This is a genomic window from Limnohabitans sp. G3-2, assembly GCF_002778275.1.
Classification (GTDB): Bacteria; Pseudomonadota; Gammaproteobacteria; order Burkholderiales; family Burkholderiaceae_C; genus Limnohabitans_A.
Map to the genome: position 1 here is coordinate 169,738 of NZ_NESG01000001.1, position 20,523 is coordinate 190,260.

Consider the following 20,523-nt stretch of genomic DNA (forward strand, 5'->3'; position numbering starts at 1 on the left):
GTGAACCCCTCTCCATCTACCTCCTCCCTCCTTGACAGCTGGTTGGCCCAAGAGCGTGTCGTGCGCCAGCGCCTGGAAGCCGGCGCTGGCCCCGGTGTGGCGCGCCCCGACCAAGTCGCGGGCAAAACTGGCCTCGAAGTCATGCAGGGACTGCTGAGCGGCGAGCTGCCTTACGCCAGCATCGCCAAAACCTTGGACTTTGTGCTGATCGAGGTCAGTGCAGGCCAAGCCATTTTTCAGGGTGCGCCTGGCCTCAACCACATGAACCCGCTGGGCACCGTGCACGGCGGCTGGTTCGCCACCTTGCTCGACTCGGCCCTGGGCTGCGCCGTGCACACCCTGATGCCGCCCGGTCGCGGCTACACCACGGCCGAGCTGAGTGTGAAACTCGTCAAAGCCCTGACCCCCAAAGTGCAGCGCGTGCGGGCCATCGGCCAAGTGGTGCACTGCGGGCGCCAACTGGCCACCGCCGAAGCGCGACTGGTCGGGCCCGATGGCACCCTGTACGCCCATGCCAGCACCGCTTGCCTGGTTTTTGACATGCCCTCCCCCACTGGAAACAAACCATGAGACTCCTTCACACCATGCTGCGCGTGGGCAACCTGCAACGCGCGATCGACTTCTACACCCAAGTGCTGGGCATGACGCTGCAACGCACCTCCGAAAACCCCGAGTACAAATACTCGCTGGCCTTTGTGGGCTACGGCAGCAACCCGGACCATGCCGAAATCGAGCTGACCTACAACTGGGGCGTGGAGCGCTACGACATGGGCTCGGCCTATGGCCACATCGCCTTGGGGGTGCCCGACGTCTATGCCGCTTGCGACAAGATCAAGGCCGCTGGTGGCCACGTGACGCGCGAGCCTGGCCCGGTCAAAGGCGGCAGCACGGTGATTGCCTTTGTGACCGACCCCGATGGTTACAAGATCGAGCTGATCCAGCGACCGCAATACGCGAACCTTTGAGACCACAGCGCCCATTTTTTGGAGTCCTCACATGATCGACCTGAGCGGACAACGTATCCTGGTGACCCAGTCCCAAGAATTCATGGGCCCGGCCCTGTGCGACACCTTGCGCGCCTGCGGCGCCGAAGTGATCGCCGACGCGCGGCTGCTCACCCACCCGCTGGACGCGCAGGCCGTGATCGAGGCGGCCGGGCCGCTCGATGCACTGGTCATCAACCTGGCGCTGCCTGCGCCGTCCACCGCAGTGACCCACATTGACGAAGCCGAGTGGCGCCAGGTGTTTGAGGTGATGGTGGACCCACTGCCCCGCCTGGTGCGGGCGGTGGTGCCCGGCATGAAGGCCCGGGGCGGCGGCAAGATCGTGGTGATGGGCAGCGCCTCGGCCTTGCGCGGCATGAAGCGCGCCGCCAGCTACAGCGCAGCGCGCGGTGCGCAGCTGGCCTATGTGCAGGCGGCCGGTGTGGAGCTGGCCCCCGACAACATCCAGCTCAATGCCGTGGCGCAGAACTTTGTCGACAACCCCACCTACTTCCCGCCCGAAGTGCAGGCCAACCCGCGCTTTCAGGAACGCCTCAAACGCGAAGTGCCGCTGGGCCGCCTGGTCAAGGCCGAAGAAGACGCCCGCTTTGTGGCCTACCTGTGCAGCGACGCCGCCAGCTGCTTTGTCGGGCAGGTGTTCCCGATGTCGGGCGGTTGGGCGGTGCGCTGATCGGGCGCAACGCTTCAGCCCTTCATGACTCAGCGCGGCAACTGACTCGCCTCACGCGTCAGCGCTTCGATCCGTGCCCAGCCCCCCTGGGCCAGCGCGTCAGCGGGAACCAGCCACGAGCCGCCCACACAAGCCACGTTGGGCAAGCTCAGCAGGTCGTTGGCGTCATTTGGCGTGACGCTACTGCAAGCCGGGAACGCATTTCAAGTCTTCCATTCGACAGTAAATCAGGTTGGGAATTCGTTCGCCAAGCTTGCGTCCCAAGTTCTGAGCTTGGATAAGACAAGCGCCATTGAAATCGCTGCAAGCACATTTCCATGGCATTGGTAGAGCAACTTCGCTCCGGGAAAACTGCGGGTAAATACCATTATTTAACTTATTTTTTAAAACATAATTACTAAAAAATAAGATCGGGAGACTTTAATGGAGCTTGACAAAGAAGACGTTCGTGCTCGCATAGCAGCATTGCTTCAAGAGCACATGGACATCGATCCGGCCTTGGCGTTGCAAGACACCGTGTTCAGTGAGTTACACAAAGATTTCGACTCTTTGGCGCTGTTGGAGTTGCAGCTCTTGCTAGAAAAAGAGTTCGACATGGAGTTCGACGGCTTTGACCGCAACGCCAAGATTCCCACCAATGTGAGCGAAATGGCTGACGCCCTCATGCGAGAGTACGAGCTGTACCAATTGCGGCAAGCCAAGAAGAACTCGGCTCCAAACAACCAAGCCCCTGAATCCATCACAGGCTGACAACATGCGCAGAGTGGTCATCACTGGCATGGGGGCTCTTTCCGCCTTGGGCACGACGGCGCAGTCTTGTTTTGACAACTTGATTGCAGGGCATAGCGGCATACGCCCGCACCCAACACACGCATTACCTTTTCCCGTCGGTTATGTTGACTTTGATGCCGATGCCCACTTCAGCAAGATGCAGTTGTTGGGGCTTGATCGAGTCAGTCAATTGGCCATTGTGGCGGCAGAGCAAGCCATGCAGCAAGCCCAAGCCGCAGAGCCTAAGTTGGACCGTCTGCAAATGGGTGTTTTTTGGGGCACAGGTGGTGGCGGTTGCGAATCCACAGAACACGCTTATGCCAAATTTTTTGATGCAGGCGGTGAACGAAAAAAGCTGCTGACCGTTCCTGCCGCCATGATCCACGCCGCTGCGGCACAAGTGGCCATGCGTTTTGGCATTGGGGGTGAGTGTCAGACCTACTCCACAGCCTGTTCATCGGCCGCCGTAGCCATTGGCGAAGCTTTTCGCCGCGTTCAATATGGGCATTGGCCCATGGCCTTGGCCGGCGGCGCTGAAGCCCCGTTGTTACCCGGTGTCATGAACAGTTGGATGGCCATGCGCGTGCTCTGCACTGACCCGCAAGATGCCTCCGGCACAGGCTGCCGCCCCTTCAGCGCAGACCGCTGTGGTTTTGCCATGGCCGAAGGTGCAGCTGCCTTTGTTTTGGAAGACTTGGAACATGCCCAAGCCCGCGGAGCCACCATCCTGGCCGAAATGCTCGGCTATGGCGTGAGCAACGACGCGGCCCACATCACCAAACCTGACTCGCAAGGCCAAGCCCGAGCCATGCAATCGGCCTTAAAGTTGGCCAAATTGGCCCCGCATGACATTGGTTACATCAACGCCCATGGCACAGCCACCCATGCAGGGGACATGGCAGAGGTGCAATCTATCGAGCAGGTCTTTGGCGCTGGTGCTAGCGGCATACCCGTCAGTGCAACCAAATCTGCGCATGGACACGCAATGGGTGCAAGTGGCGCATTGGAATGGGCGGTCACCATCGAAGCCCTGCGCAGACAAGTGCTGCCCCCCACCACCCATTTCACACACGCAGACGCAGGTGTCAGCATGGACTTTATCCCGCACACGGCACGACTGGCACCAGCCCTTCAATGCGCCATGTCCAATTCATTTGCCTTTGGTGGCAACAATGCCGTGTTGATTGCGCGGAGGTGGGAGTCAGCATGAACGCATGCCATGAAAATGTTTGGCGCTTGCCGCTGCACGACGAATTGGTTTTCGATTGGTCCTATAAAGCACAGACATCTTCCGTACAAAATCTATACGCCAAAAGCAAGCACGCGCAGTGGGATGCCGCAGAGCGCATCAACTGGCAACAAGACCTGGACCCGGAAAACCCTTTTGGCTACGACGACAGATTGATGCCATTGTCTGGCACAGCGGCTTGGGCCAAAGCATCCAGCAAGGAACGTGCAAACGTACGTCACCAGTACCAAGCCTACATGGTCAACCAGTTTTTGCATGGTGAGCAAGCTGCCCTGCTCGCCGCTGCCCGCTTGGTGCAAGTCTTGCCCAATGTCATGGGCAAACAGATGGCCGCACAACAAGTGGCCGACGAAGCCCGTCACATCGAAGTCTTTGAACGCCTAATTCGCGAAAAGATCCAGATCCGTTACCCCGCAGATGCTGGGCTCAAAGCGCTAATTGAAGAGGGCCTGCGCGACAGCCGTTGGGATTTTGTGGTGCTGACCACCCAGGTTCTGATCGAGGGCATGGCCTTGGTTTCAATGCAACAACTCAGAGATTTCAGCAAACACCCGCTGATTTCCACTATCGGCAATTACGTGATGGCCGATGAAGCCAGGCACGTGGCCTACGGTCAGCATTTGCTCAAAGATCACCTCTCACAGTTGACCGCATACGAAAAGAAAGAGCGCCATGATTTTCTACTCGAAGGCATTGAAAAACTCAAAACTGGAATCATGATCCCTGACGTGAAAGGGTTTCATTTATCGGATGAAGAAAAAAAGTCTTGCGTACTTTTTCGAGAAAAAGTTGCAAGTAGATTTGAGTTCAGATGCTCGGATTTACTTGATTTTTAATAACTGCATTGATTTTTTCAATTAAAATCAGATCTGATTATTTAAATAATTATTATTTAGAAAATAAACATGTTAAGTTCAGATGGTTTATTTTTAATGGCGAAAAAATCAGTTATTTTGCTGGCAACGATTTTGGCCGGATCATTTATTTTGTCAGCCGTTGAAAATTATATAAATATCGAAAATATGTTTGATAGAAATCGTAATTATAAAGACTCAATAAATAGTATAGCTCCATTTAAGACATTTATTTTTGCCCCTATATTTGAAACATTTTTAATATATTTATATATAAGAATGACTGGCGAGAAAAAATATGTATTTAAATATATTTTTTTTGGGATCTGCATGGGGGTTTTTCATGAATATTATCAACCCAAATCTTTTTTATCGATATTATTTGTTTTTTCCGTTATGACGTACGGATTGGTGGATTTTTTGAACAAATACGGAAGGATGGTGTCGATAACACTCGTTGCTGTTATTCATTCTCTGTATAACATTATTGTTGTATATTTTTTCTAATTTTGAATTAATCCCGCAAAATTAGAAATTTCTACATGGGATTGAAGGAGTAGAAAGATGCATGAAATTTCACGCAATTTGACTTTGGATGTTGAGGCTGGAGCCAGTGCGGGGCAGGCCGCAGTTGCGCAAACGGCCGCCGCAGTTGGATGGGAGGTTGCTGGTGCTATCGCGAACGGAATCGTGAATGGCGTCACAGCAATGGCTAATTCAGGTGCCCCATCGGTGAGCAATCCAATGGGAGATCCTGCGCCTGACAATTGCACAATGTCGGTCACAAATGACTCGATCACAGTCTCTTGCCCAAATGATGGTGGTGGCGGCGGTGGCGGCGGCAAAGTCATCTGTACAGAACTTTGCCGAAACGGTGCCATTGAGCATGACGTCTGGATGGCCGATATCCGCTATAGCCGCCAGAACTTCTCCGAGCAGACCATGCGCGGTTATCACCTCTGGGGCATTCCCTATGTGAAGCTCATGCGCAAGTACCCCTCGTTCGCCAAAATGGCCGAACACCCCACACGTTGGTTTGCCGAAGACATTGCTTATCGCATGGGGGTGCTGTCCAAACCCAACTACAAGGGCTGGGTGCTGCGTGAGGTGTTCTTCCGGCCGGTCTGCTTTGGCATAGGCCTTTTCGCCAAGGCCCGTGACTGGCAAGCGCTGTGGCGCGATGGCGTGACACCATCAGGTTTGCACATCTTTCCGAGAAAAAGTTGCGACCAGATTTAAATCCAGATTTTTGGATATATTTAAAATTAATAAAATATAGGTTAGCCACCCAAACCTATATACACTACCCAAATCAGTCCAAAAGGGAAATTTAATATGAAGAAAATTCTGGATGCCAAAAGCACAGTCACAAAATATTTAAACATCAAACCCATAAGCCCTCCGAAAAATAAAAATCAAAGAAAAGAGGCGGCAAATGAGTGCACTTAATGCCACCTCGATATTAATGTCTATTGCTTTTTTAATTTCAATAGCACATGAAATTATTAGAGTAAAGGCAATTTCCAGAAAAAGTTATATCTTTCTTTTTTTGGCCATTTCAACCTCTTGTGCAACCCAAATATTTAATGAGGGGCTTAATTTCGGAACCATAGGGATAATAATTTCGACAGTTGCATCATTTTTTTTAATTTTCAAATCTCAAAAGGAATAAAAATGAAATCCATCGACAAAGAATACTTTGACCACATAAATGGTGGTGTGAATGTAGGCAATCAAATTGGATCTGCAGTAAGCGCAGTCGCAGCAGCTGCAGCAGTTGCCGCTGCTGCCACAGCAGTTGGTGCTGCAGTTGCAACGGGAGCAGCAATTGGTGCTGCAATTAATGCGGTTTCTAATAATGTTGGAACATCATCACCTGGACCAGCAGCACCAGATACTTCACCCGGTGTTGATGAAATGGGCAACGTTATCGGAGCAATAAACTCTAACGATGTCGTTTGCAATGATGGAGGAGGCGGTGGCGGTGGTGGCAAAGTCATCTGTACAGAACTTTGCCGAAACGGTGCCATTGAGCATGAAGTCTGGATGGCCGATATCCGCTATAGCCGTCAAAACTTCTCTGAACAGACCATGCGCGGTTATCACCTCTGGGGCATTCCCTATGTGAAGCTCATGCGCAAATACCCCTCGTTCGCCAAACTGGCCGAATACCCCACACGTTGGTTTGCCGAAGACATTGCTTATCGCATGGGGGTGCTGTCCAAACCCAACTACAAGGGCTGGGTGCTGCGTGAGGTGTTCTTCCGGCCGGTCTGCTTTGGCATCGGCCTTTTCGCCAAGGCGCGTGACTGGCAAGCGCTGTGGCGCGATGGTTTGACGCCTTCAGGTGTTCGCTCCTGAGTGGATGCTGGTGGCTTTGCCGCAGTAGATGACAAAGCTACCACTATCGTCCATTTACTCCTCGCCATCAGGCAAAAATGCCTGATGGCGTTGATTGCTTTGTAAGGAGAGAACATGACTTGGTGCGTATGTCGATGGTCAATGGGGATTCTTTTTTCAGGGATTCTGTTACTGAGTGGTTGCGCGTTGACACCCAAGGACCCGCAAGCGCTGTCTCAAAGCGATGCATTATTGTCCCGTCAACTTGACGCTATTGATGCGCATTTGAATAAAACATCGCCGCAGCAACGCACGGTCATTTATGTAGGTTCAGCCCAACATTCTCAATCATTGGTGTTTCAGCGCGATGTTTTATTCTTGAAGAAAAGGTTATTGGAAATCAATCCCAATGTACAAACTATCTTGCTCAGCAATCAGTTGGAATCAAGTCAGCTTAATTACCCGTTCGCCACCCAGTCATCCTTGGACATGGTTTTCAAAAGAATTGGGGACTGGTCTCAAAAACGTCCTATCCATCTGGTGACATTGATATCAACGCATGGGAATGTCGATGTCCTTTCAGTGAACATCGGCAACGCCTATTGGCCCGCAGTTCGGTCGGTCAACATTAAGAAATGGCTTGATGTCATACCGCATGTGCCATCGGCATTGATTCTCTCTGCATGCTATTCGGGCTCATTTGTTCCACCCTTGCAAGGGCCACAACGAATAATCATGACCGCCGCTGCCCACAACAGAAACTCGTTCGGATGCGCCTATCACAACAAGAACACCTACTTCATGGGCAATTTGTTGGGAGAGGGTTGGAATCCAGATCAAACATGGCAGGAAAACCATCAGCAAATGGCCCAAAAAATCATGGCGCTCGAACAAAAAAATGGACTACTGGCCTCCTCCCCGCAAATTGATGTACCGGAAAAATTCCGTAGCCAAAAAATCAGAGATTTTGTCAACGGTCGCCTGCCCGAATAAAAACACAAGATCGGTTTCAAGGTCACCCCATGTCATTGTTTCGCCAAGAGGCCCTTCAACAGCAACAGCAGCGTTATTACGGCGCGATTGTGCTGCGCAGTCCACAAGTGTTTGTATGGCTTTCGGTGGCGGTGCTTTGCATTGCCGTTTTGCTGATGAGTTTGCTCATTTGGGGTCAGTACACAAGGCGCGCCAGTTTGAGTGGTTTCGTCATTCCCGAAGGTGGCGTTTTGCGTGTGTACAGCCCTTTGGCTGGGCGCGTGGCCGCTTTGCATGTGCACGAAGGCCAGGAGGTGCAGGCCGGGCACGCTTTACTGACCGTGCTGGATGAGCGCTACCGAGAACAAGGGCCTGAATCGCGCACAGCCGTAGCCACCCAAATCGAATCGCGGCAAAGCAATTTGCGTGCGGTTTTGGGTGAACAAAAGCAGCTCTATCAACGCACCAGTACAGGGCTGCAAACGCGTATACAGGCCCTGGAACGTGAGCAGATGCAACTGCAACAAGAGCAACGGGCTTTGCAGCAGCGCTTGGAATTGGCCTCAGTCATGGAACAACGGTTTCGGGAACTGCGGGCGCAAGACTTTGTTTCTGTGGTGCAGTTGCAGGAAAAAACCGAAGCCGCCTCTGAGTTGCGCTATCGAGTCCAGCTAAATGAGCGAAACCAAACCAGCATTGCCCGTGAGTTGCAAACTTTGCAGACCGAGCTGGAAGTCTTGCCCATGCGCGAACGCACCCAGCTGTCTGAGCTGGAACGCAATCTGCAAGGAGCGCAGCAAGAGCTGATCGAAACGCAGTCAAAACGGGAAATGGTGGTCCGTGCACCAACAGCTGGCCGTGTCACGGGCATGAGTGCCAAGCTGGGTGCAGGCGTTGACCCTGAACGACCCCTATTGACATTTGTGCCCTTGGACGCAGACAAAGCCACCTTGGAAGTGCATTTGTTTGCCCCTAGCAAAGATGCCGGTTTCATCAGGCCCGGCCAGTCGGTGCGGATTCGCTACCAAGCTTATCCCTATCAAAAATTCGGTCACTACGACGGCCTAGTCCAAGAGGTTTCGGGTTCACCCATGTTGCCCGCCGAATTACCTTACCCTGTTGCAGCCAAGTCAGAAGGGCTCAGCCTATTGGAGGGTTTACCCGCCATGCCCAACACCGATCCCATGTTCCGCATCCGAATCCGGCCTCAAAACCCCTATGTGATGGCTTATGGCCAAAAACAAGCGTTGCAACCCGGTATGCAAGTCGAGGCCGATGTGATGCTGGATACGCGCAGTCTTTTGGAATGGATTTTTGAGCCGCTGCTGAGCGTGCGTGGAAAGTATTTTTGATGAACTTCGCTTGGCCTGGCACCAGCCAGAAACTGCCGATCACTTTGCAGACCGAGGCGGCCGAGTGTGGCTTGGCTTGCTTGGTCATGGTGTTGTCGTATCACGGACATGACATTGACTTGCCCAGCCTGCGTAGTCGCTTGGCTGTATCACTCAAAGGCATGAACTTGGGGCAGCTGATCGAGGCAGCAGAAAGCTTCTCGTTGGCAGCTCGCCCCTTGCGTTTGGATTTGCACGAGGTCAGCAACTTGCAAACCCCTTGCGTCTTGCATTGGGACATGAACCACTTCGTGGTGCTCAAACGTGTGACGGCCAAACACATGGAAATTCACGACCCGGCCAAAGGTTTGGTGAGGTTCAGCCACAAAGAAGCCTCTGCACATTTCACGGGTGTGGCATTGGAGTTGACGCCGACCAGTGGATTTGAGATCAAAAATGAAAAGCAACGCGTGCGACTGCGCGAGCTTTTTGGGCAGGTGTTGGGGCTCAAACGCCAGCTTTTGCAAATTTTCTTGATCTCCATGGGCATTGAGCTTTGCGGTTTGCTGTCACCTCTCTATGTCCAATGGGTGGTGGACCATGCGCTGGTCTCGGGGGACAGGGATTTGGTTACCTTGCTGGCCATGGGCTTTTTCACCGTGGCTTTGATCCAAGTTTGTGTCAGTGCCTTGCGCTCTTGGGTGGTGCTGCATTTGAGTACCAGCATCAGTGTGCAATGGTCGGTGAATGTGTTTGCGCACCTGATCCGTCTGCCCCTTGCGTGGTTTGAGAAACGTCACCTGGGCGATATTGTTTCGCGCTTTGACTCTATTGGTGCCATTCAAAAAACACTGACCACCAGTTTCATTGAAGCCGTCATTGATGGGGTTATGACGATCGTGACCCTGTGCATGATGTTTTTTTACAGCGCATGGATGAGTCTGATCACGCTCACTGCTGTGGTGTTGTATGCACTTTTGCGCATGTTGGTCTACGCACCGTTGCGGCGTGCCACTGAAGAGCAGATTGTGCTGAGTGCCAAGCAGCAGAGTACCTTTTTGGAAAGCGCTCGGGGTGCCCAGGCCATTAAACTGTTTGGACGTGAAGGACAGCGTCAGATCATGTGGCACAACCGCGTGGTGGACACCACCAATCGGCTGGTTGCAACTCAAAAATTCATGATCTTGTACCGATTGGCCAACGGGACATTATTGGGTTTGGAATTGATTTTGAGTGTCTGGCTGGGGGCTCAACTGGTTTTGGCCAATGTTTTTTCCATTGGGATGCTGTTTGCCTTCATGACGTACAAAGCAGTTTTTGCAAGCCGCATCAGCAGTCTGATCGATAAGGCCATTGAGTTAAGCATGTTGAGCTTGCAGGGGGAGCGCTTAGCTGACATCGTGCTCACGGAGAAAGAAGATTTGCGCACGCAGCAAAAACGCGGGGCCTTGGTGAACCCGCAACTGGCGGTGGACAACATCAGTTTCCGATATTCAGAGCTTGACCCCTATGTACTGCGCAACCTTTCCTTGGAGTTGCCAGCAGGAAAATCCATTGCCATCACTGGCCCATCGGGTTGTGGCAAAACCACATTGGCCAAACTGCTTTTGGGTTTACTGAAACCCGAGAGTGGCCGCATTCTGGTCAATGGGCAAGAATTGGAACGCATGGGCTTACACAATTACCGCCCGTTTGTGAATGCGGTCATGCAAGACGACCAATTGTTTGCAGGTTCCATTGCAGAGAACATCGCATTTTTTGCGCAGTCCATTGATATGGACAAGGTTGAAGAGGTCTGTCGCATGGCCTGCTTGCATGATGATGTGAAGGCCATGAACATGGCGTACAACACCCTGATTGGTGATATGGGCACGGCTTTATCGGGCGGCCAAAAGCAGCGTTTGCTCCTCGCACGCGCTCTTTATCGCGATCCGCAAATTTTGGTTTTGGACGAAGCCACCAGCCATCTGGATGTTGAACTGGAAAAAGCCATTAACCAAGCTATTCAAAACCTGTCTATCACCAGGATCGTGATCGCTCACCGTCCACAAAACATCGCTGCATGCGATTGCGAGATCCATTTGCCAGACCATAACCATGGCTGACACCCATACCGAACCATGTGCCTTTGCGAACTCACACGTACAGCCATACAAGATTTGATTCCACACCGTGATCCATTTCTATTTTTGGAAAGTGCACGCGTGGAATCCGAGAAGGAAATCTCTGGTCTTGCGGTATGGTCAAAAACACACCCGATTTTGCAAGGACACTTTCCACAAAGACCGATAGTTCCTGGTGTCTGCTTGATCGAAGCAGGTGCTCAATTGGCGGGGGTATTGCTGCGATGGCAAAGTCAAAATATGTCTGCATCGCAAAATGGCTTAGGTGTGCTGGCCAGTGTTCAAAATGCCAAATTCAAGCGAGGCTTAGCCCCTGATGAATTGCTCAGAATACATTGTCGAGTGAGAGCATTGAGCCCGCGCGCATTTGTGGTGCATTGCACTGGGTCAATGCACACCAGCAGTACCCTCGTGTTTGAAAACGAAATATTGCTGGCTCAACAATTTGACCCAATTTAATCCGGTGTGCCACATCCATCAATCAGCGCGGCAAGCGACTGGCCTCTCGCGCCAGCGCTTCGATCCGTGCCCAGTCCCCCTGGGCCAGCGCGTCAGCGGGAACCAGCCACGAGCCGCCCACACAAGCCACATTGGGCAAGCTCAGCAGGTCCTTGGCGTTTTGTGGGGTCACGCCACCGGTGGGGCAGAACTTCACATCAAAGAACGGGCCGCTCCAGGCCTTGAGCATATTCGCGCCGCCCGCCTGCATGGCGGGGAAGAATTTGAGTTCGGTGTAGCCGCCCTCTTGCGCCATCATGATCTCGCTGCCGGTGGCCACACCGGGCAACAAGGGCAAGCCCAAATCTTTGCAGGCCTGGCCCACCGCCGGGGTGTAGCCGGGGCTCACCGCGAAACGGGCACCGGCTTTGACCGCGGAAACGGCGTCTTGCGGACTGCGCACCGTGCCCGCACCCACCACCGCACCCTCGACTTCGTTGGCAATCGCTTCCATGCAGGCCAGGGCCTGCGGCGTGCGCAAGGTGATTTCGAGCATGCGGATGCCACCGGCCAGCAAGGCACGGGCCATGGGCACGGCATGCGCCACATCGTTCAAAACGATCACGGGGATCACGGGGGCGTCCTGCATCACTTGCAGGGAGGTCAACATCGGGGTAGGGGTTACAGCCATGTGCAGGCTCCTTCTTCGGCTTTGAGCGCATTGCGGCGCAGATTGGCAAACAGTTCACGGCCCATGCCCACGCCGTTGGCGGCGCTGAGCTCGGCAGGCATCTGGGCCAGCGGGCGGGCGGCCCATTCGGCCTCGCTCACCATCACTTGCAGGGTGCCCGCGAGGCCATCCAGGCGGACCCGATCACCATCCCGCACCTTGGCCAAGGGGCCACCGGCTGCGGCTTCGGGCGAGACGTGGATGGCGGCGGGCACTTTGCCCGAAGCGCCGCTCATGCGGCCATCGGTCACCAGCGCCACCCTGAAGCCTTTGCCTTGCAGCACGGCCAATGGCGGGGTGAGTTTGTGCAGCTCGGGCATGCCGTTGGCTTGCGGGCCTTGCCAGCGCACCACACAGACGAGGTCGCGGTCGAGTTCTCCGGCCTTGAACGCTTGCTGCAATTCGTCTTGCGAATTGAACACCCGCGCGGGGGCTTCGATCACGTGGAAGGCTTCGGGCACGGCCGAGATTTTGATCACGCTGCGGCCCAAATTGCCTTTCAGCAACTTCAGGCCACCCGTGGCGCTGAAGGGGCTGCTGGCCGGGCGCACCACGGTGTCGTCTTGGCTGACGCCGACTTCGTTCCAAACCAGTTGACCCTGGTGTGCCGAAGGGATGCGGGTGAATTCACGCAGGCCACCGGGGCGCACCGTCATCACATCGGCGTGCATCAGACCGGCATCGAGCAACTCGCGGATCACGTAACCGGGGCCGCCTGCAGCTTGGAACTGGTTCACATCGGCACTGCCATTGGGGTACACGCGGGTGAGCAGTGGCACCACGTCCGACAGGGCCGAGAAATCATCCCAATCGATCACGATGCCCGCCGCACGCGCCACCGCCACCCAGTGGATCAGGTGGTTGGTGGAGCCGCCCGTGGCCAACAAGGCCACCATGGCGTTGACGATGCAGCGCTCGTCAACCAGGCGGCCAATCGGCGTGAAGTGTTGGTCCTTGACCAGCGCCAGCACGGTGCGGGCGGCTTCGCGGGTCAGCTCGGCACGCACGCCTTCGCCCGGGTTGATGAAGGCGGTGCCGGGCACGTGCAGGCCCATGGCTTCGAGCAGCATCTGGTTGCTGTTGGCCGTGCCGTAAAAGGTGCAAGTGCCTTCGCCGTGGTAGGCCTTGGACTCGGCCTCCAGCAACTCGGGCCGGCCCACCAGGCCCTGCGCGGCTTGTTCGCGCACTTTGGATTTTTCGCTGTTGGAAAGGCCACTGGTCATGGGGCCGGCTGGCACAAACACCGTGGGCAAATGGCCGAACTGCAAAGCGCCAATCAGCAGGCCCGGCACGATCTTGTCGCACACGCCCAGCATCAGGGCGGCGTCAAACACATCGTGGCTGAGCGACACCGCGGTGGCCATGGCGATCACATCGCGGCTGAACAGGCTCAACTCCATGCCGGGCGTGCCCTGGGTCACGCCATCGCACATGGCGGGCACGCCCCCGGCCACTTGGGCCGTGGCGCCCCATTTGCGGGCTTCGTCCTTGATCAGGTCGGGGTAGTGCTGCAGCGGCGCGTGGGCCGAGAGCAGGTCGTTGTAGGCGTTGACGATGCCAATGTTGGGCGCGCGTGGGGCAACCACCTTGATTTTGTCGAGCGCCGTGGCGCGGCTTTTGTCGGCCTCGGGCATGGCGGCAAAGGCGTGGGCCACATTGGCACAGCCCAAGCGCTGGGCACCGGGGTCGCGCTGGGCTGCGGCGTCTACCTGCTGCAAATAGGCCTGGCGGGTCGCTCGGCTGCGCTCGGTGATGCGGGCGGTGACGGCGGCCAAAATCGGATGAAGTGTCATGTCCTGAAGCCCTGATGGGACTTGGTAACTAAATTACATCATCGATGGTAACCGTGTTCCTCTGTTTTGGTGCGTGCCCAGCGTTACAAAAGAGGTACAAGCCGCATTTGGAGGTTTGAAGACGTAAAAAAACCCGCCGAAGCGGGTTTTAACAGCGCCGGTGGTGCTTCACTTGGCGGCAGAAGCCTCGGCTGCGGCAGGCGCAGCAGAAGCATCGGCTGCAGGCGCAGAAGCCTCAGCGGCAGGTGCTGCGACGGCGGCAGGGGCCGCTGGAGCAGCTTTGTGGCTTTTGGCAATGCCCACACCCACGGCCACACCCACGGCCAGCAAGACAGCAGCCGCTAAAACAGCCCAAACCACGGATTCGTTGTCATCTTGAGAAGTCGACATGTATATTTCTCCGAAAATAATCGACGTATTGTAATAGGGCCTCATTGCACATGACTGACACCCTCGCCGCTACAGCCCAAGGGGAACCTGCCGACAGCCGCAGCACGGCCTACCAAGGCCCCTTGCTCGACCAATTTCGGGCGCAAACAGCTGGCCAAGATCTTTGGGTGTTTGGCTATGCTTCCTTGCTGTGGCGCCCCGAATTCGAGGCCGAAGAACAGTACACCACTCGCGTCTGGGGCTGGCACCGCGCACTGAAAATGTGGAGCCGACTGAACCGGGGGAGCCCCGAATGTCCAGGTTTGGTGTTCGCCTTGTTGCCCGGCGGCAGCTGCCAAGGTGTGGTGTACCGTGTGCACAAAACCCAGGCCGATGAGGTGCTGACACGGCTTTGGGCCCGAGAAATGCCCATGGACGTCTACACCCCCAACTGGCTGCCCTGCGCCACCCCCCATGGCCCGGTCAAAGCCCTGGCCTTCACGCTGCACCGCAGCAGCCCCAGCTTCACAGGCGACTTGCCTGCAGAGACTTACCAGCAGATCTTTCGCCAGGCGAGCGGGCGCTTTGGCACCACCCGCGATTACGCACAGCTCACCTACCAGAGTCTGCAGGAACATGGCATCGAGGACCGGGCGCTGGCCGCCTTGTTGCGCCATGCCAACTGACATGCCCTGACCATGCCCTGACACACCGCGGGCCCGAATGACAGGGCGCCATGCGGCTTCCCAGCCGCTGCCTATACTTGCAGCATGAACATCGCCGACCTGCGCAAGAGCTACGAAAAAGCCGAGCTCAACGAAAACGCTTCCCATGCCGACCCGCTGCAGCAATTTGAGCAGTGGTTGCAGGAAGCCATCGCCTCCGAAGTGCCTGAGCCCAATGCCATGACCTTGGCCACCGTGGCCAGCAACCTGCGCCCCAGCACCCGGGTGGTGCTGATCAAGGGTTACGACCCACGTGGCATTGTTTGGTACACCAACTACGCCAGCCAAAAAGGCCAGGAATTGGCGGGCAACCCGTTCGCAGCGCTGCAATTCCATTGGGTGGAGCTGGAGCGGGTGGTGCGCATCGAAGGCCGTGTGGAGAAAGTCAGCGACGAAGAAAGCGACGCCTACTTTCACAGCCGCCCCCTGGACTCGCGCATCGGCGCATGGGCCTCACCCCAAAGCCAGGTGATCGACGGGCGCACCGTGTTGGTCACCAACGCCGCCAAATACGCGGCGCAGTTCATGCTCAACCCACCTCGCCCACCTCACTGGGGCGGCTACCGCTTGGTGCCCGACCAATGGCAGTTTTGGCAAGGTCGCAAGAGCCGCCTGCACGACCGCCTGCGTTACACGCAAGCCGGTGGTCAATGGTTGCGCGAGCGGCTGGCCCCCTGAACCGACGACAGGCTCAGGCAGGCAACCAAGGCAACACCGCCATGACCGCCGTCACGCTGACCACAGCCATCGCGGTGGACACGGCCACGCCCGCCGTGACCGCGTCTTCTTCCTTGCGGTAGCGCTGCGAGAACAAAAAGACATTGGCCCCGATGGGCAAAGCGGCCGCCACGGTCATGACCGCCAAATGCAGCCCGCGCAAACCCAGCAACCAGCCCACCGCCAGCATGAGCGCGGGGTGGACCACGGTTTTCACCACAGACAATTTCAGGGCAGACATGAACTGCTTGCCGATCGGCGTTTGTGACAGCGTGATGCCCACCAGCACCAAAGCGATCGGACCAAAAGCACTGCCGAGCAATGCCAACGGTCGGTCCACCACCGGGTGCAGGCCCCAGCCGGTCTGGGCATAGACCAAACCCACCAAAATCGGCAAAGGCACGGGGTGAACGATGGCGTTGCGCACCGCAGACGCCACCGTGCGCCAAACAGCGCGGCGCTCGCCGGACAGGGCGGCGTGCTCGCTGGCCACTTGCAACTCCAGCACCAGCGTGGCCGCACTCAGCAAAACCAAGGCGTGCAAAGAGATCAAGGTGAACAGCAAGACCTGGCCCTCTTGTCCATAGGCCAAGCCGATCAAGGGCACGCCGATCATCAAGGTGTTGCTGAAAATACTGGCCAATGCCAGCACCGAAGCGCGGCTGTTGCGACCATAGAGCCAAAGCATGGCGACAAACAAGGCCCCGGCCACCAGAAAATACTGCGCCACGGGTTTGAAATCCAGCTGCTCTATGCGCACGCTGCTCATGGTGCGAAACAAGAGCGCTTGGGTCAGCACCAAAAACACCAGATTGGACAAGTCGCGCACCGACTCCCCGCGCACCAGTTTGGCCTTGCCCGCCACAAAGCCCACCACAATCAGCAGCACCACGGGCAGCAAGGACGACAAAACGGGATGGTCAAGGTTCATGCCCGGATTATCTCGTGGCCCCAGCCGCTCAAATAGCGGAAACCACGTAGCGCCGCCGCCATTGGCGACGCCACGCAGGCCATCAGAACGTGGCCTGAACCCCCAACTTGAAGCTGCGTCCCGGCAAAGGCGACTTGCCAAAAGCAGTACTCGTGAGGATGGAACTGGCGCTGTAGGCCAATTCGTTGGTCAGGTTGTCCATGCGGGCAAACCAATTGAGCACGGTGGCGTCCAGCTTCTGGCGGTAAGACACGCTGGCATTGACCAGGGTGTAGGCAGCCGTGGCCTTACTGCCGTCGGGCACGCGCTTTTGCGCCGCATGCCAGTCGGCACCTAGCCTGGCGCTCCAGGGGCCTTGACCGTGGACCAAGGTCGCACCCACACGCATGGGGGCGATGCGCGGTAAGGGCTCGCCTGAGCTTTCGTTGGTGGCCCGCACGGTGTCGGCCCGCCAGTCCAGATCGAGCGTCGAGGCGCCCTGCCACAGGCGCTGACGGCCGCTGACTTCCAGACCCTTGAATTGGGCCTTGACGCCTTGGTAAAGCTGCACGGGCAGTGAAGGCGTCGTTGGATCGTTGTCGACATCTTCAACAACACCCGTATCCATCAAACCAATGTAATTGGTGAAATGGCTTGCAAATGCTGTCACTGTCAATCGGTTGGGACCAGACTTCCAATCAAGACCAAGGTCCACACTGTTTGATTTCTCAAGTCGCAGCGTATCGTCACCGTTTTCGACTGCGTTGGTGGCGACATGCACTCCTTTTGCAAACAGCTCATAGTCTTTCGGCGCACGTTGTGTCATGGCGGCATGGCCTGTTAGGCTCCATGAGGGAGATAACCTGAACAAAGCGCCGGTTGCCAAACTCAGAGGAGAAAAGCGCCGCACGCCAGTGACAAAATCACCCGGCCGATCTGGGTTACCCATGGATTCGACCCTCACAGTCTCCCAACGCGCACCGGCCGTGACTTGGCCCCAAGTGGTAGGCAGCTCTTCGTGCACAAAAAGGGCTTGGCTGCGCGTGCGGCTAAAAGGCGCAAAGGCTTCGCTTCCCACCGCAGAAAAGCGGCTCGACTCGGTCTGCACACCCACCACGCCTTGCCACCCCGCCAACGGGCGGTGTCGTGCCTCGATGCGCAGATCCTGGCCCTTATTGGCAAACACGGTGCCTACATCAGCGCCTTCAAACTCGGTATGTTGGTAATCGGTGTGGCTCAGGCGAGCTTTGACGCTGTCAAACCAGCCCGGCAACTGACGCACTTGGCCCTCCAGCGCGTAGCGGGTGGTCTTCATGCCAATCGTCACCTCGTCTTCGGCCACCGTCCCGTAATCGCTTTGGTAGGTGTTGACCGATGCGCCCAAATAGCCATGGTCCCAAAAGGTGCTGGCCCCGATGGCCCCACCCCTTGCGGTGCTGGCCGAGTTGCAGATGCGCCGCGCGTTGGCAGGTGCGCCGGGCTTGGTGCATTCGAGCGCGACCGGCACCCGCACATCGCCGGTGCGGCGGTCAAAACCATCCAAGTGCAGGGCATAACGTTCGTTACCCGCCTCCACCAAACCGGCCACGCTGCGTTCGTCGTTGCCTGTGCCCACTTGCAGCTGGGCTTTGCCCTGCACGCCCGAAACCGGCGCGCGCGGGAGGCGGTTGTCGATCACGTTGACCACCCCGCCCACGGCGCTGCCGCCATAAAGCAAGGCGGCTGGGCCGCGCAGCACTTCCACACGGTCGGTGGACAAGACGTCCAAAGGCACTGCGTGGTCGTAGCTGAGCGCCGAAGCATCCAGGCTGGAGGCGCTGTTGTTCAGCACCCGGATGCGGTCCCCATCGAGCCCGCGAATGGTGGGGCGGCTGGCGTTGGGGCCAAAGTAGGTGCTGGACACACCGGGCAAGCCGTTCAGGGTTTCGCCCAAAGTGCTTTGCCCGCGTTCGAGCAGATCGGCACGGCCCATGGTGCTCACAGGCACGGTGGTGCTGTCGCGACCCAAGGGGTTGCCGGTGATGACGATTTCTGGGAGCACACTGGGTGCAGCGTTTTGCGCCCAAGCGTTTGAAAGAGACAAAGTGGCCAAGCAGGCGCAAGCCAAAGCCGAAAGCTGGAAAGAATGGGTCATAACAATGTGATTTGAAAAACAGGAACAGTCCAGCGCCTTCCGCCACAGACGGAAAGTCAGCCAGACGAGGTCAGGGGTTCAAATCAACACAGGCGGCGCACGGGCTTGCGCCGGGGACCAGCGGTCCCGGTCTGAAGAAAAAGCAAGCCGAAAGATGGGGGGCGCTGTAGTCCCCATCGGGGCCAAGCCAGGTGAGCACGATGCACTCAGCCGCTCGGCTTGGGACAGGTGATCCAGTACACGGCACAGGTCTGAGTCGGCGTCATGGCCCAGATCGTCCAGATGCCCTTCGTGTCGATGTTCATCTTGCCCAGGCTCAGCAAGCACATGTCCCTCGTGCCGCTCAACGGACGCTGACAGCGCATGCCCGGTCCCGTGCGCAATGCCATGCCACTGACCCCAAAGCGGGGACCACAACAAGGCCCCCAGCAGCAGGATATTCAGCCAGCGCGGCAGGCGTGAACAGGCTGAATTCATGGCCGGTGCGTGGTCAGCAGTGGATCAATGGGCGTGCTTCATGCCGCAATACTTGCCCAAAGCCAAGCCCTTGCAGGCGGTTTGCAGGGCCTTGGTGCATTGGTCGGGCTTCTTGCCGGACTCCAGGCATTTGGCCGCCGCCTCGTGGGCCTCGGCCATGGCACGGTGACGGGCAATGTCTTCTTGGACTTCTTTGTGGCTGTGTTGGGCTGCAGCCCCCAAGGGCAAGGTCAAAGTGATGAGGCAAAAAACAATTTTGTTCATGGTCTGATTTTTGGGGATGGGGTCAAGGGGTTTGACCCTGCCCTTCAAACTGGGCACAGATAAGAATACACGGTCTTTGGTCACTCACGCACCAAGCGTGCAAACGTCTTTTTGAACTTGCTAACCTTGGGCGCTGCCACCGCCATGCAATAACCTTGATAGGGGTTGCGTTCAAAAAAGTCTTGGTGGTATGCCTCCGCCCCACTGTAATTGGCCAACGCCAGCACCTCGGTCACGATGGGCTGGCCAAAGGCGTCGGCCGCGCTCAGTTCGGCGATCAGCGCCTGCGCCACTTGGGCTTGCTCGGCCGTGGTGAAGTAAATGCCGCTGCGGTACTGCGTGCCGATGTCGTTGCCCTGGCGGTTGAGCGTGGTCGGGTCGTGGATGACAAAGAAAATTTCCAGCAGTTCGCGGGTGCTGATCTGCGCAGGGTCGTATTCGAGCTTGACGACTTCGTTGTGCCCGGTGCGGCCGGTGCACACCTCTTCGTAAGTGGGAGCGACGGTCTGGCCATTGCAGTAACCCGATTCCACATCGGTCACGCCGCGCACCTTGACGTACACCGCCTCGGTGCACCAAAAGCACCCGCCACCCAACACCAATGTTTCTGTCATGTCGTTCCCCTTGTCATCCAGCACGGCCTGGCCAAAGC

General features: G+C 56.6%; 23 protein-coding genes and 1 pseudogene. 15 read left to right on the plus strand and 9 right to left on the minus strand.

Going from position 1 to position 20,523, the window contains the following annotated elements:
* The 3 genes from B9Z31_RS00840 to B9Z31_RS00850 are packed head-to-tail and all read left to right on the plus strand — an operon-like array spanning position 1 to position 1,674.
* Complete coding sequence (locus B9Z31_RS00840) at positions 1-570, plus strand: PaaI family thioesterase (protein ID WP_100117676.1); 570 nt, start codon at positions 1-3, stop codon at positions 568-570.
* Complete coding sequence (gene gloA, locus B9Z31_RS00845) at positions 567-965, plus strand: lactoylglutathione lyase (RefSeq protein ID WP_100117677.1); 399 nt, start codon at positions 567-569, stop codon at positions 963-965. Before B9Z31_RS00840 ends, gloA begins: the two co-directional genes overlap by 4 nt.
* Before the next feature lie 31 nt (positions 966-996).
* Positions 997-1,674: an SDR family oxidoreductase gene (locus B9Z31_RS00850; RefSeq protein WP_100117678.1), complete on the plus strand. Its 678-nt coding sequence runs from the start codon at positions 997-999 to the stop codon at positions 1,672-1,674.
* Between the two features lie 29 nt (positions 1,675-1,703).
* Here B9Z31_RS00850 and B9Z31_RS00855 read toward each other — a convergent pair.
* Positions 1,704-1,853: pseudogene (locus B9Z31_RS00855) on the minus strand (keto-deoxy-phosphogluconate aldolase); the annotation flags it as partial.
* Positions 1,854-2,097: 244 nt separating this feature from the next.
* Here B9Z31_RS00855 and B9Z31_RS00860 point away from each other — a divergent pair.
* From B9Z31_RS00860 to B9Z31_RS00905, 10 genes are all read left to right on the plus strand, one after another.
* A complete protein-coding gene (locus B9Z31_RS00860; RefSeq protein ID WP_100117679.1) occupies positions 2,098-2,424 on the plus strand; it encodes a hypothetical protein in 327 nt (108 codons plus the stop codon).
* A 4-nt stretch (positions 2,425-2,428) separates the two neighbouring features.
* Positions 2,429-3,655 (plus strand): beta-ketoacyl synthase, encoded by a 1,227-nt coding sequence (locus B9Z31_RS00865; RefSeq protein ID WP_100117680.1) that lies wholly within the window; start codon positions 2,429-2,431, stop codon positions 3,653-3,655.
* Positions 3,652-4,530, plus strand: a complete 879-nt coding sequence (locus B9Z31_RS00870) for a ferritin-like domain-containing protein (protein WP_158235636.1) — start codon at positions 3,652-3,654, stop codon at positions 4,528-4,530. Before B9Z31_RS00865 ends, B9Z31_RS00870 begins: the two co-directional genes overlap by 4 nt.
* 69 nt (positions 4,531-4,599) lie before the next feature.
* The gene (locus B9Z31_RS15330; protein WP_143473795.1) at positions 4,600-5,055 is read left to right on the plus strand and encodes a hypothetical protein; all 456 of its coding nucleotides are present in this window, start codon (positions 4,600-4,602) and stop codon (positions 5,053-5,055) included.
* 57 nt (positions 5,056-5,112) lie between these two features.
* The gene (locus tag B9Z31_RS15335; protein WP_143473796.1) at positions 5,113-5,787 is read left to right on the plus strand and encodes a hypothetical protein; all 675 of its coding nucleotides are present in this window, start codon (positions 5,113-5,115) and stop codon (positions 5,785-5,787) included.
* Between the two features lie 435 nt (positions 5,788-6,222).
* Positions 6,223-6,909: a hypothetical protein gene (locus B9Z31_RS15340; protein WP_143473797.1), complete on the plus strand. Its 687-nt coding sequence runs from the start codon at positions 6,223-6,225 to the stop codon at positions 6,907-6,909.
* Positions 6,910-7,023: 114 nt separating this feature from the next.
* The gene (locus B9Z31_RS00890; protein ID WP_100117685.1) at positions 7,024-7,881 is read left to right on the plus strand and encodes a C13 family peptidase; all 858 of its coding nucleotides are present in this window, start codon (positions 7,024-7,026) and stop codon (positions 7,879-7,881) included.
* A 29-nt stretch (positions 7,882-7,910) separates the two neighbouring features.
* Positions 7,911-9,212 carry an HlyD family secretion protein gene (locus B9Z31_RS00895; RefSeq protein ID WP_100117686.1) on the plus strand — a complete coding sequence of 434 codons (1,302 nt, stop codon included), beginning with the start codon at positions 7,911-7,913 and terminating at the stop codon, positions 9,210-9,212.
* A complete protein-coding gene (locus tag B9Z31_RS00900; RefSeq protein WP_255408622.1) occupies positions 9,212-11,296 on the plus strand; it encodes a peptidase domain-containing ABC transporter in 2,085 nt (694 codons plus the stop codon). Before B9Z31_RS00895 ends, B9Z31_RS00900 begins: the two co-directional genes overlap by 1 nt.
* A gap of 15 nt (positions 11,297-11,311) precedes the next feature.
* Positions 11,312-11,773, plus strand: coding sequence for a 3-hydroxyacyl-ACP dehydratase FabZ family protein (locus tag B9Z31_RS00905; protein ID WP_100117687.1), 462 nt, complete (start codon positions 11,312-11,314; stop codon positions 11,771-11,773).
* A 22-nt stretch (positions 11,774-11,795) separates the two neighbouring features.
* Here the strand turns inward: B9Z31_RS00905 and eda are convergent, their stop codons facing one another.
* The 3 genes from eda to B9Z31_RS00920 form a co-directional block, all read right to left on the minus strand.
* Positions 11,796-12,443: a bifunctional 4-hydroxy-2-oxoglutarate aldolase/2-dehydro-3-deoxy-phosphogluconate aldolase gene (gene eda / locus B9Z31_RS00910; RefSeq protein WP_100117688.1), complete on the minus strand. Its 648-nt coding sequence runs from the start codon at positions 12,441-12,443 to the stop codon at positions 11,796-11,798.
* Complete coding sequence (edd, locus tag B9Z31_RS00915) at positions 12,434-14,275, minus strand: phosphogluconate dehydratase (RefSeq protein ID WP_100117689.1); 1,842 nt, start codon at positions 14,273-14,275, stop codon at positions 12,434-12,436. The genes eda and edd overlap by 10 nt, the downstream gene beginning before the upstream one ends.
* A 168-nt stretch (positions 14,276-14,443) precedes the next feature.
* Positions 14,444-14,665 carry a hypothetical protein gene (locus B9Z31_RS00920; RefSeq protein ID WP_100117690.1) on the minus strand — a complete coding sequence of 74 codons (222 nt, stop codon included), beginning with the start codon at positions 14,663-14,665 and terminating at the stop codon, positions 14,444-14,446.
* A gap of 50 nt (positions 14,666-14,715) precedes the next feature.
* Between B9Z31_RS00920 and B9Z31_RS00925 the strand changes: the two genes are divergently transcribed.
* Both B9Z31_RS00925 and pdxH read left to right on the plus strand, forming a co-directional pair.
* Complete coding sequence (locus B9Z31_RS00925) at positions 14,716-15,330, plus strand: gamma-glutamylcyclotransferase (RefSeq protein ID WP_100117691.1); 615 nt, start codon at positions 14,716-14,718, stop codon at positions 15,328-15,330.
* 84 nt (positions 15,331-15,414) lie between these two features.
* Positions 15,415-16,047: a pyridoxamine 5'-phosphate oxidase gene (pdxH, locus tag B9Z31_RS00930; protein WP_100117692.1), complete on the plus strand. Its 633-nt coding sequence runs from the start codon at positions 15,415-15,417 to the stop codon at positions 16,045-16,047.
* A gap of 13 nt (positions 16,048-16,060) precedes the next feature.
* On the opposite strand, the gene B9Z31_RS00935 is transcribed toward pdxH, so the two are convergent.
* The 5 genes from B9Z31_RS00935 to msrA all read right to left on the minus strand — a co-directional run bounded on the left by B9Z31_RS00935 (position 16,061) and on the right by msrA (position 20,485).
* Positions 16,061-17,017: an AEC family transporter gene (locus tag B9Z31_RS00935; protein ID WP_100117693.1), complete on the minus strand. Its 957-nt coding sequence runs from the start codon at positions 17,015-17,017 to the stop codon at positions 16,061-16,063.
* A gap of 82 nt (positions 17,018-17,099) precedes the next feature.
* Complete coding sequence (locus B9Z31_RS00940; protein ID WP_100117694.1) at positions 17,100-19,130, minus strand: TonB-dependent receptor; 2,031 nt, start codon at positions 19,128-19,130, stop codon at positions 17,100-17,102.
* 78 nt (positions 19,131-19,208) lie between these two features.
* Positions 19,209-19,607, minus strand: a complete 399-nt coding sequence (locus B9Z31_RS15705; protein ID WP_143473798.1) for a DUF2946 family protein — start codon at positions 19,605-19,607, stop codon at positions 19,209-19,211.
* Between the two features lie 24 nt (positions 19,608-19,631).
* The gene (locus tag B9Z31_RS00950; RefSeq protein ID WP_100117923.1) at positions 19,632-19,871 is read right to left on the minus strand and encodes a hypothetical protein; all 240 of its coding nucleotides are present in this window, start codon (positions 19,869-19,871) and stop codon (positions 19,632-19,634) included.
* A gap of 80 nt (positions 19,872-19,951) precedes the next feature.
* Positions 19,952-20,485, minus strand: coding sequence for a peptide-methionine (S)-S-oxide reductase MsrA (gene msrA / locus B9Z31_RS00955; RefSeq protein ID WP_100117696.1), 534 nt, complete (start codon positions 20,483-20,485; stop codon positions 19,952-19,954).
* Positions 20,486-20,523: the final 38 nt, after the last annotated feature.

Bases quoted from the DNA above. Each gene is read 5' to 3' on its own strand.
- gloA (WP_100117677.1), top strand. From the start codon at position 567: ATGAGACTCCTTCACACCATGCTGCGCGTGGGCAACCTGCAACGCGCG.
- B9Z31_RS00850 (WP_100117678.1), top strand. From the start codon at position 997: ATGATCGACCTGAGCGGACAACGTATCCTGGTGACCCAGTCCCAAGAA.
- B9Z31_RS00860 (WP_100117679.1), top strand. From the start codon at position 2,098: ATGGAGCTTGACAAAGAAGACGTTCGTGCTCGCATAGCAGCATTGCTT.
- B9Z31_RS00865 (WP_100117680.1), top strand. From the start codon at position 2,429: ATGCGCAGAGTGGTCATCACTGGCATGGGGGCTCTTTCCGCCTTGGGC.
- B9Z31_RS00870 (WP_158235636.1), top strand. From the start codon at position 3,652: ATGAACGCATGCCATGAAAATGTTTGGCGCTTGCCGCTGCACGACGAA.
- B9Z31_RS15330 (WP_143473795.1), top strand. From the start codon at position 4,600: ATGTTAAGTTCAGATGGTTTATTTTTAATGGCGAAAAAATCAGTTATT.
- B9Z31_RS15335 (WP_143473796.1), top strand. From the start codon at position 5,113: ATGCATGAAATTTCACGCAATTTGACTTTGGATGTTGAGGCTGGAGCC.
- B9Z31_RS15340 (WP_143473797.1), top strand. From the start codon at position 6,223: ATGAAATCCATCGACAAAGAATACTTTGACCACATAAATGGTGGTGTG.
- B9Z31_RS00890 (WP_100117685.1), top strand. From the start codon at position 7,024: ATGACTTGGTGCGTATGTCGATGGTCAATGGGGATTCTTTTTTCAGGG.
- B9Z31_RS00895 (WP_100117686.1), top strand. From the start codon at position 7,911: ATGTCATTGTTTCGCCAAGAGGCCCTTCAACAGCAACAGCAGCGTTAT.
- B9Z31_RS00900 (WP_255408622.1), top strand. From the start codon at position 9,212: ATGAACTTCGCTTGGCCTGGCACCAGCCAGAAACTGCCGATCACTTTG.
- B9Z31_RS00905 (WP_100117687.1), top strand. From the start codon at position 11,312: ATGTGCCTTTGCGAACTCACACGTACAGCCATACAAGATTTGATTCCA.
- eda (WP_100117688.1), bottom strand. From the start codon at position 12,443: ATGGCTGTAACCCCTACCCCGATGTTGACCTCCCTGCAAGTGATGCAG.
- edd (WP_100117689.1), bottom strand. From the start codon at position 14,275: ATGACACTTCATCCGATTTTGGCCGCCGTCACCGCCCGCATCACCGAG.
- B9Z31_RS00920 (WP_100117690.1), bottom strand. From the start codon at position 14,665: ATGTCGACTTCTCAAGATGACAACGAATCCGTGGTTTGGGCTGTTTTA.
- B9Z31_RS00925 (WP_100117691.1), top strand. From the start codon at position 14,716: ATGACTGACACCCTCGCCGCTACAGCCCAAGGGGAACCTGCCGACAGC.
- pdxH (WP_100117692.1), top strand. From the start codon at position 15,415: ATGAACATCGCCGACCTGCGCAAGAGCTACGAAAAAGCCGAGCTCAAC.
- B9Z31_RS00935 (WP_100117693.1), bottom strand. From the start codon at position 17,017: ATGAACCTTGACCATCCCGTTTTGTCGTCCTTGCTGCCCGTGGTGCTG.
- B9Z31_RS00940 (WP_100117694.1), bottom strand. From the start codon at position 19,130: ATGACCCATTCTTTCCAGCTTTCGGCTTTGGCTTGCGCCTGCTTGGCC.
- B9Z31_RS15705 (WP_143473798.1), bottom strand. From the start codon at position 19,607: ATGAATTCAGCCTGTTCACGCCTGCCGCGCTGGCTGAATATCCTGCTG.
- B9Z31_RS00950 (WP_100117923.1), bottom strand. From the start codon at position 19,871: ATGAACAAAATTGTTTTTTGCCTCATCACTTTGACCTTGCCCTTGGGG.
- msrA (WP_100117696.1), bottom strand. From the start codon at position 20,485: ATGACAGAAACATTGGTGTTGGGTGGCGGGTGCTTTTGGTGCACCGAG.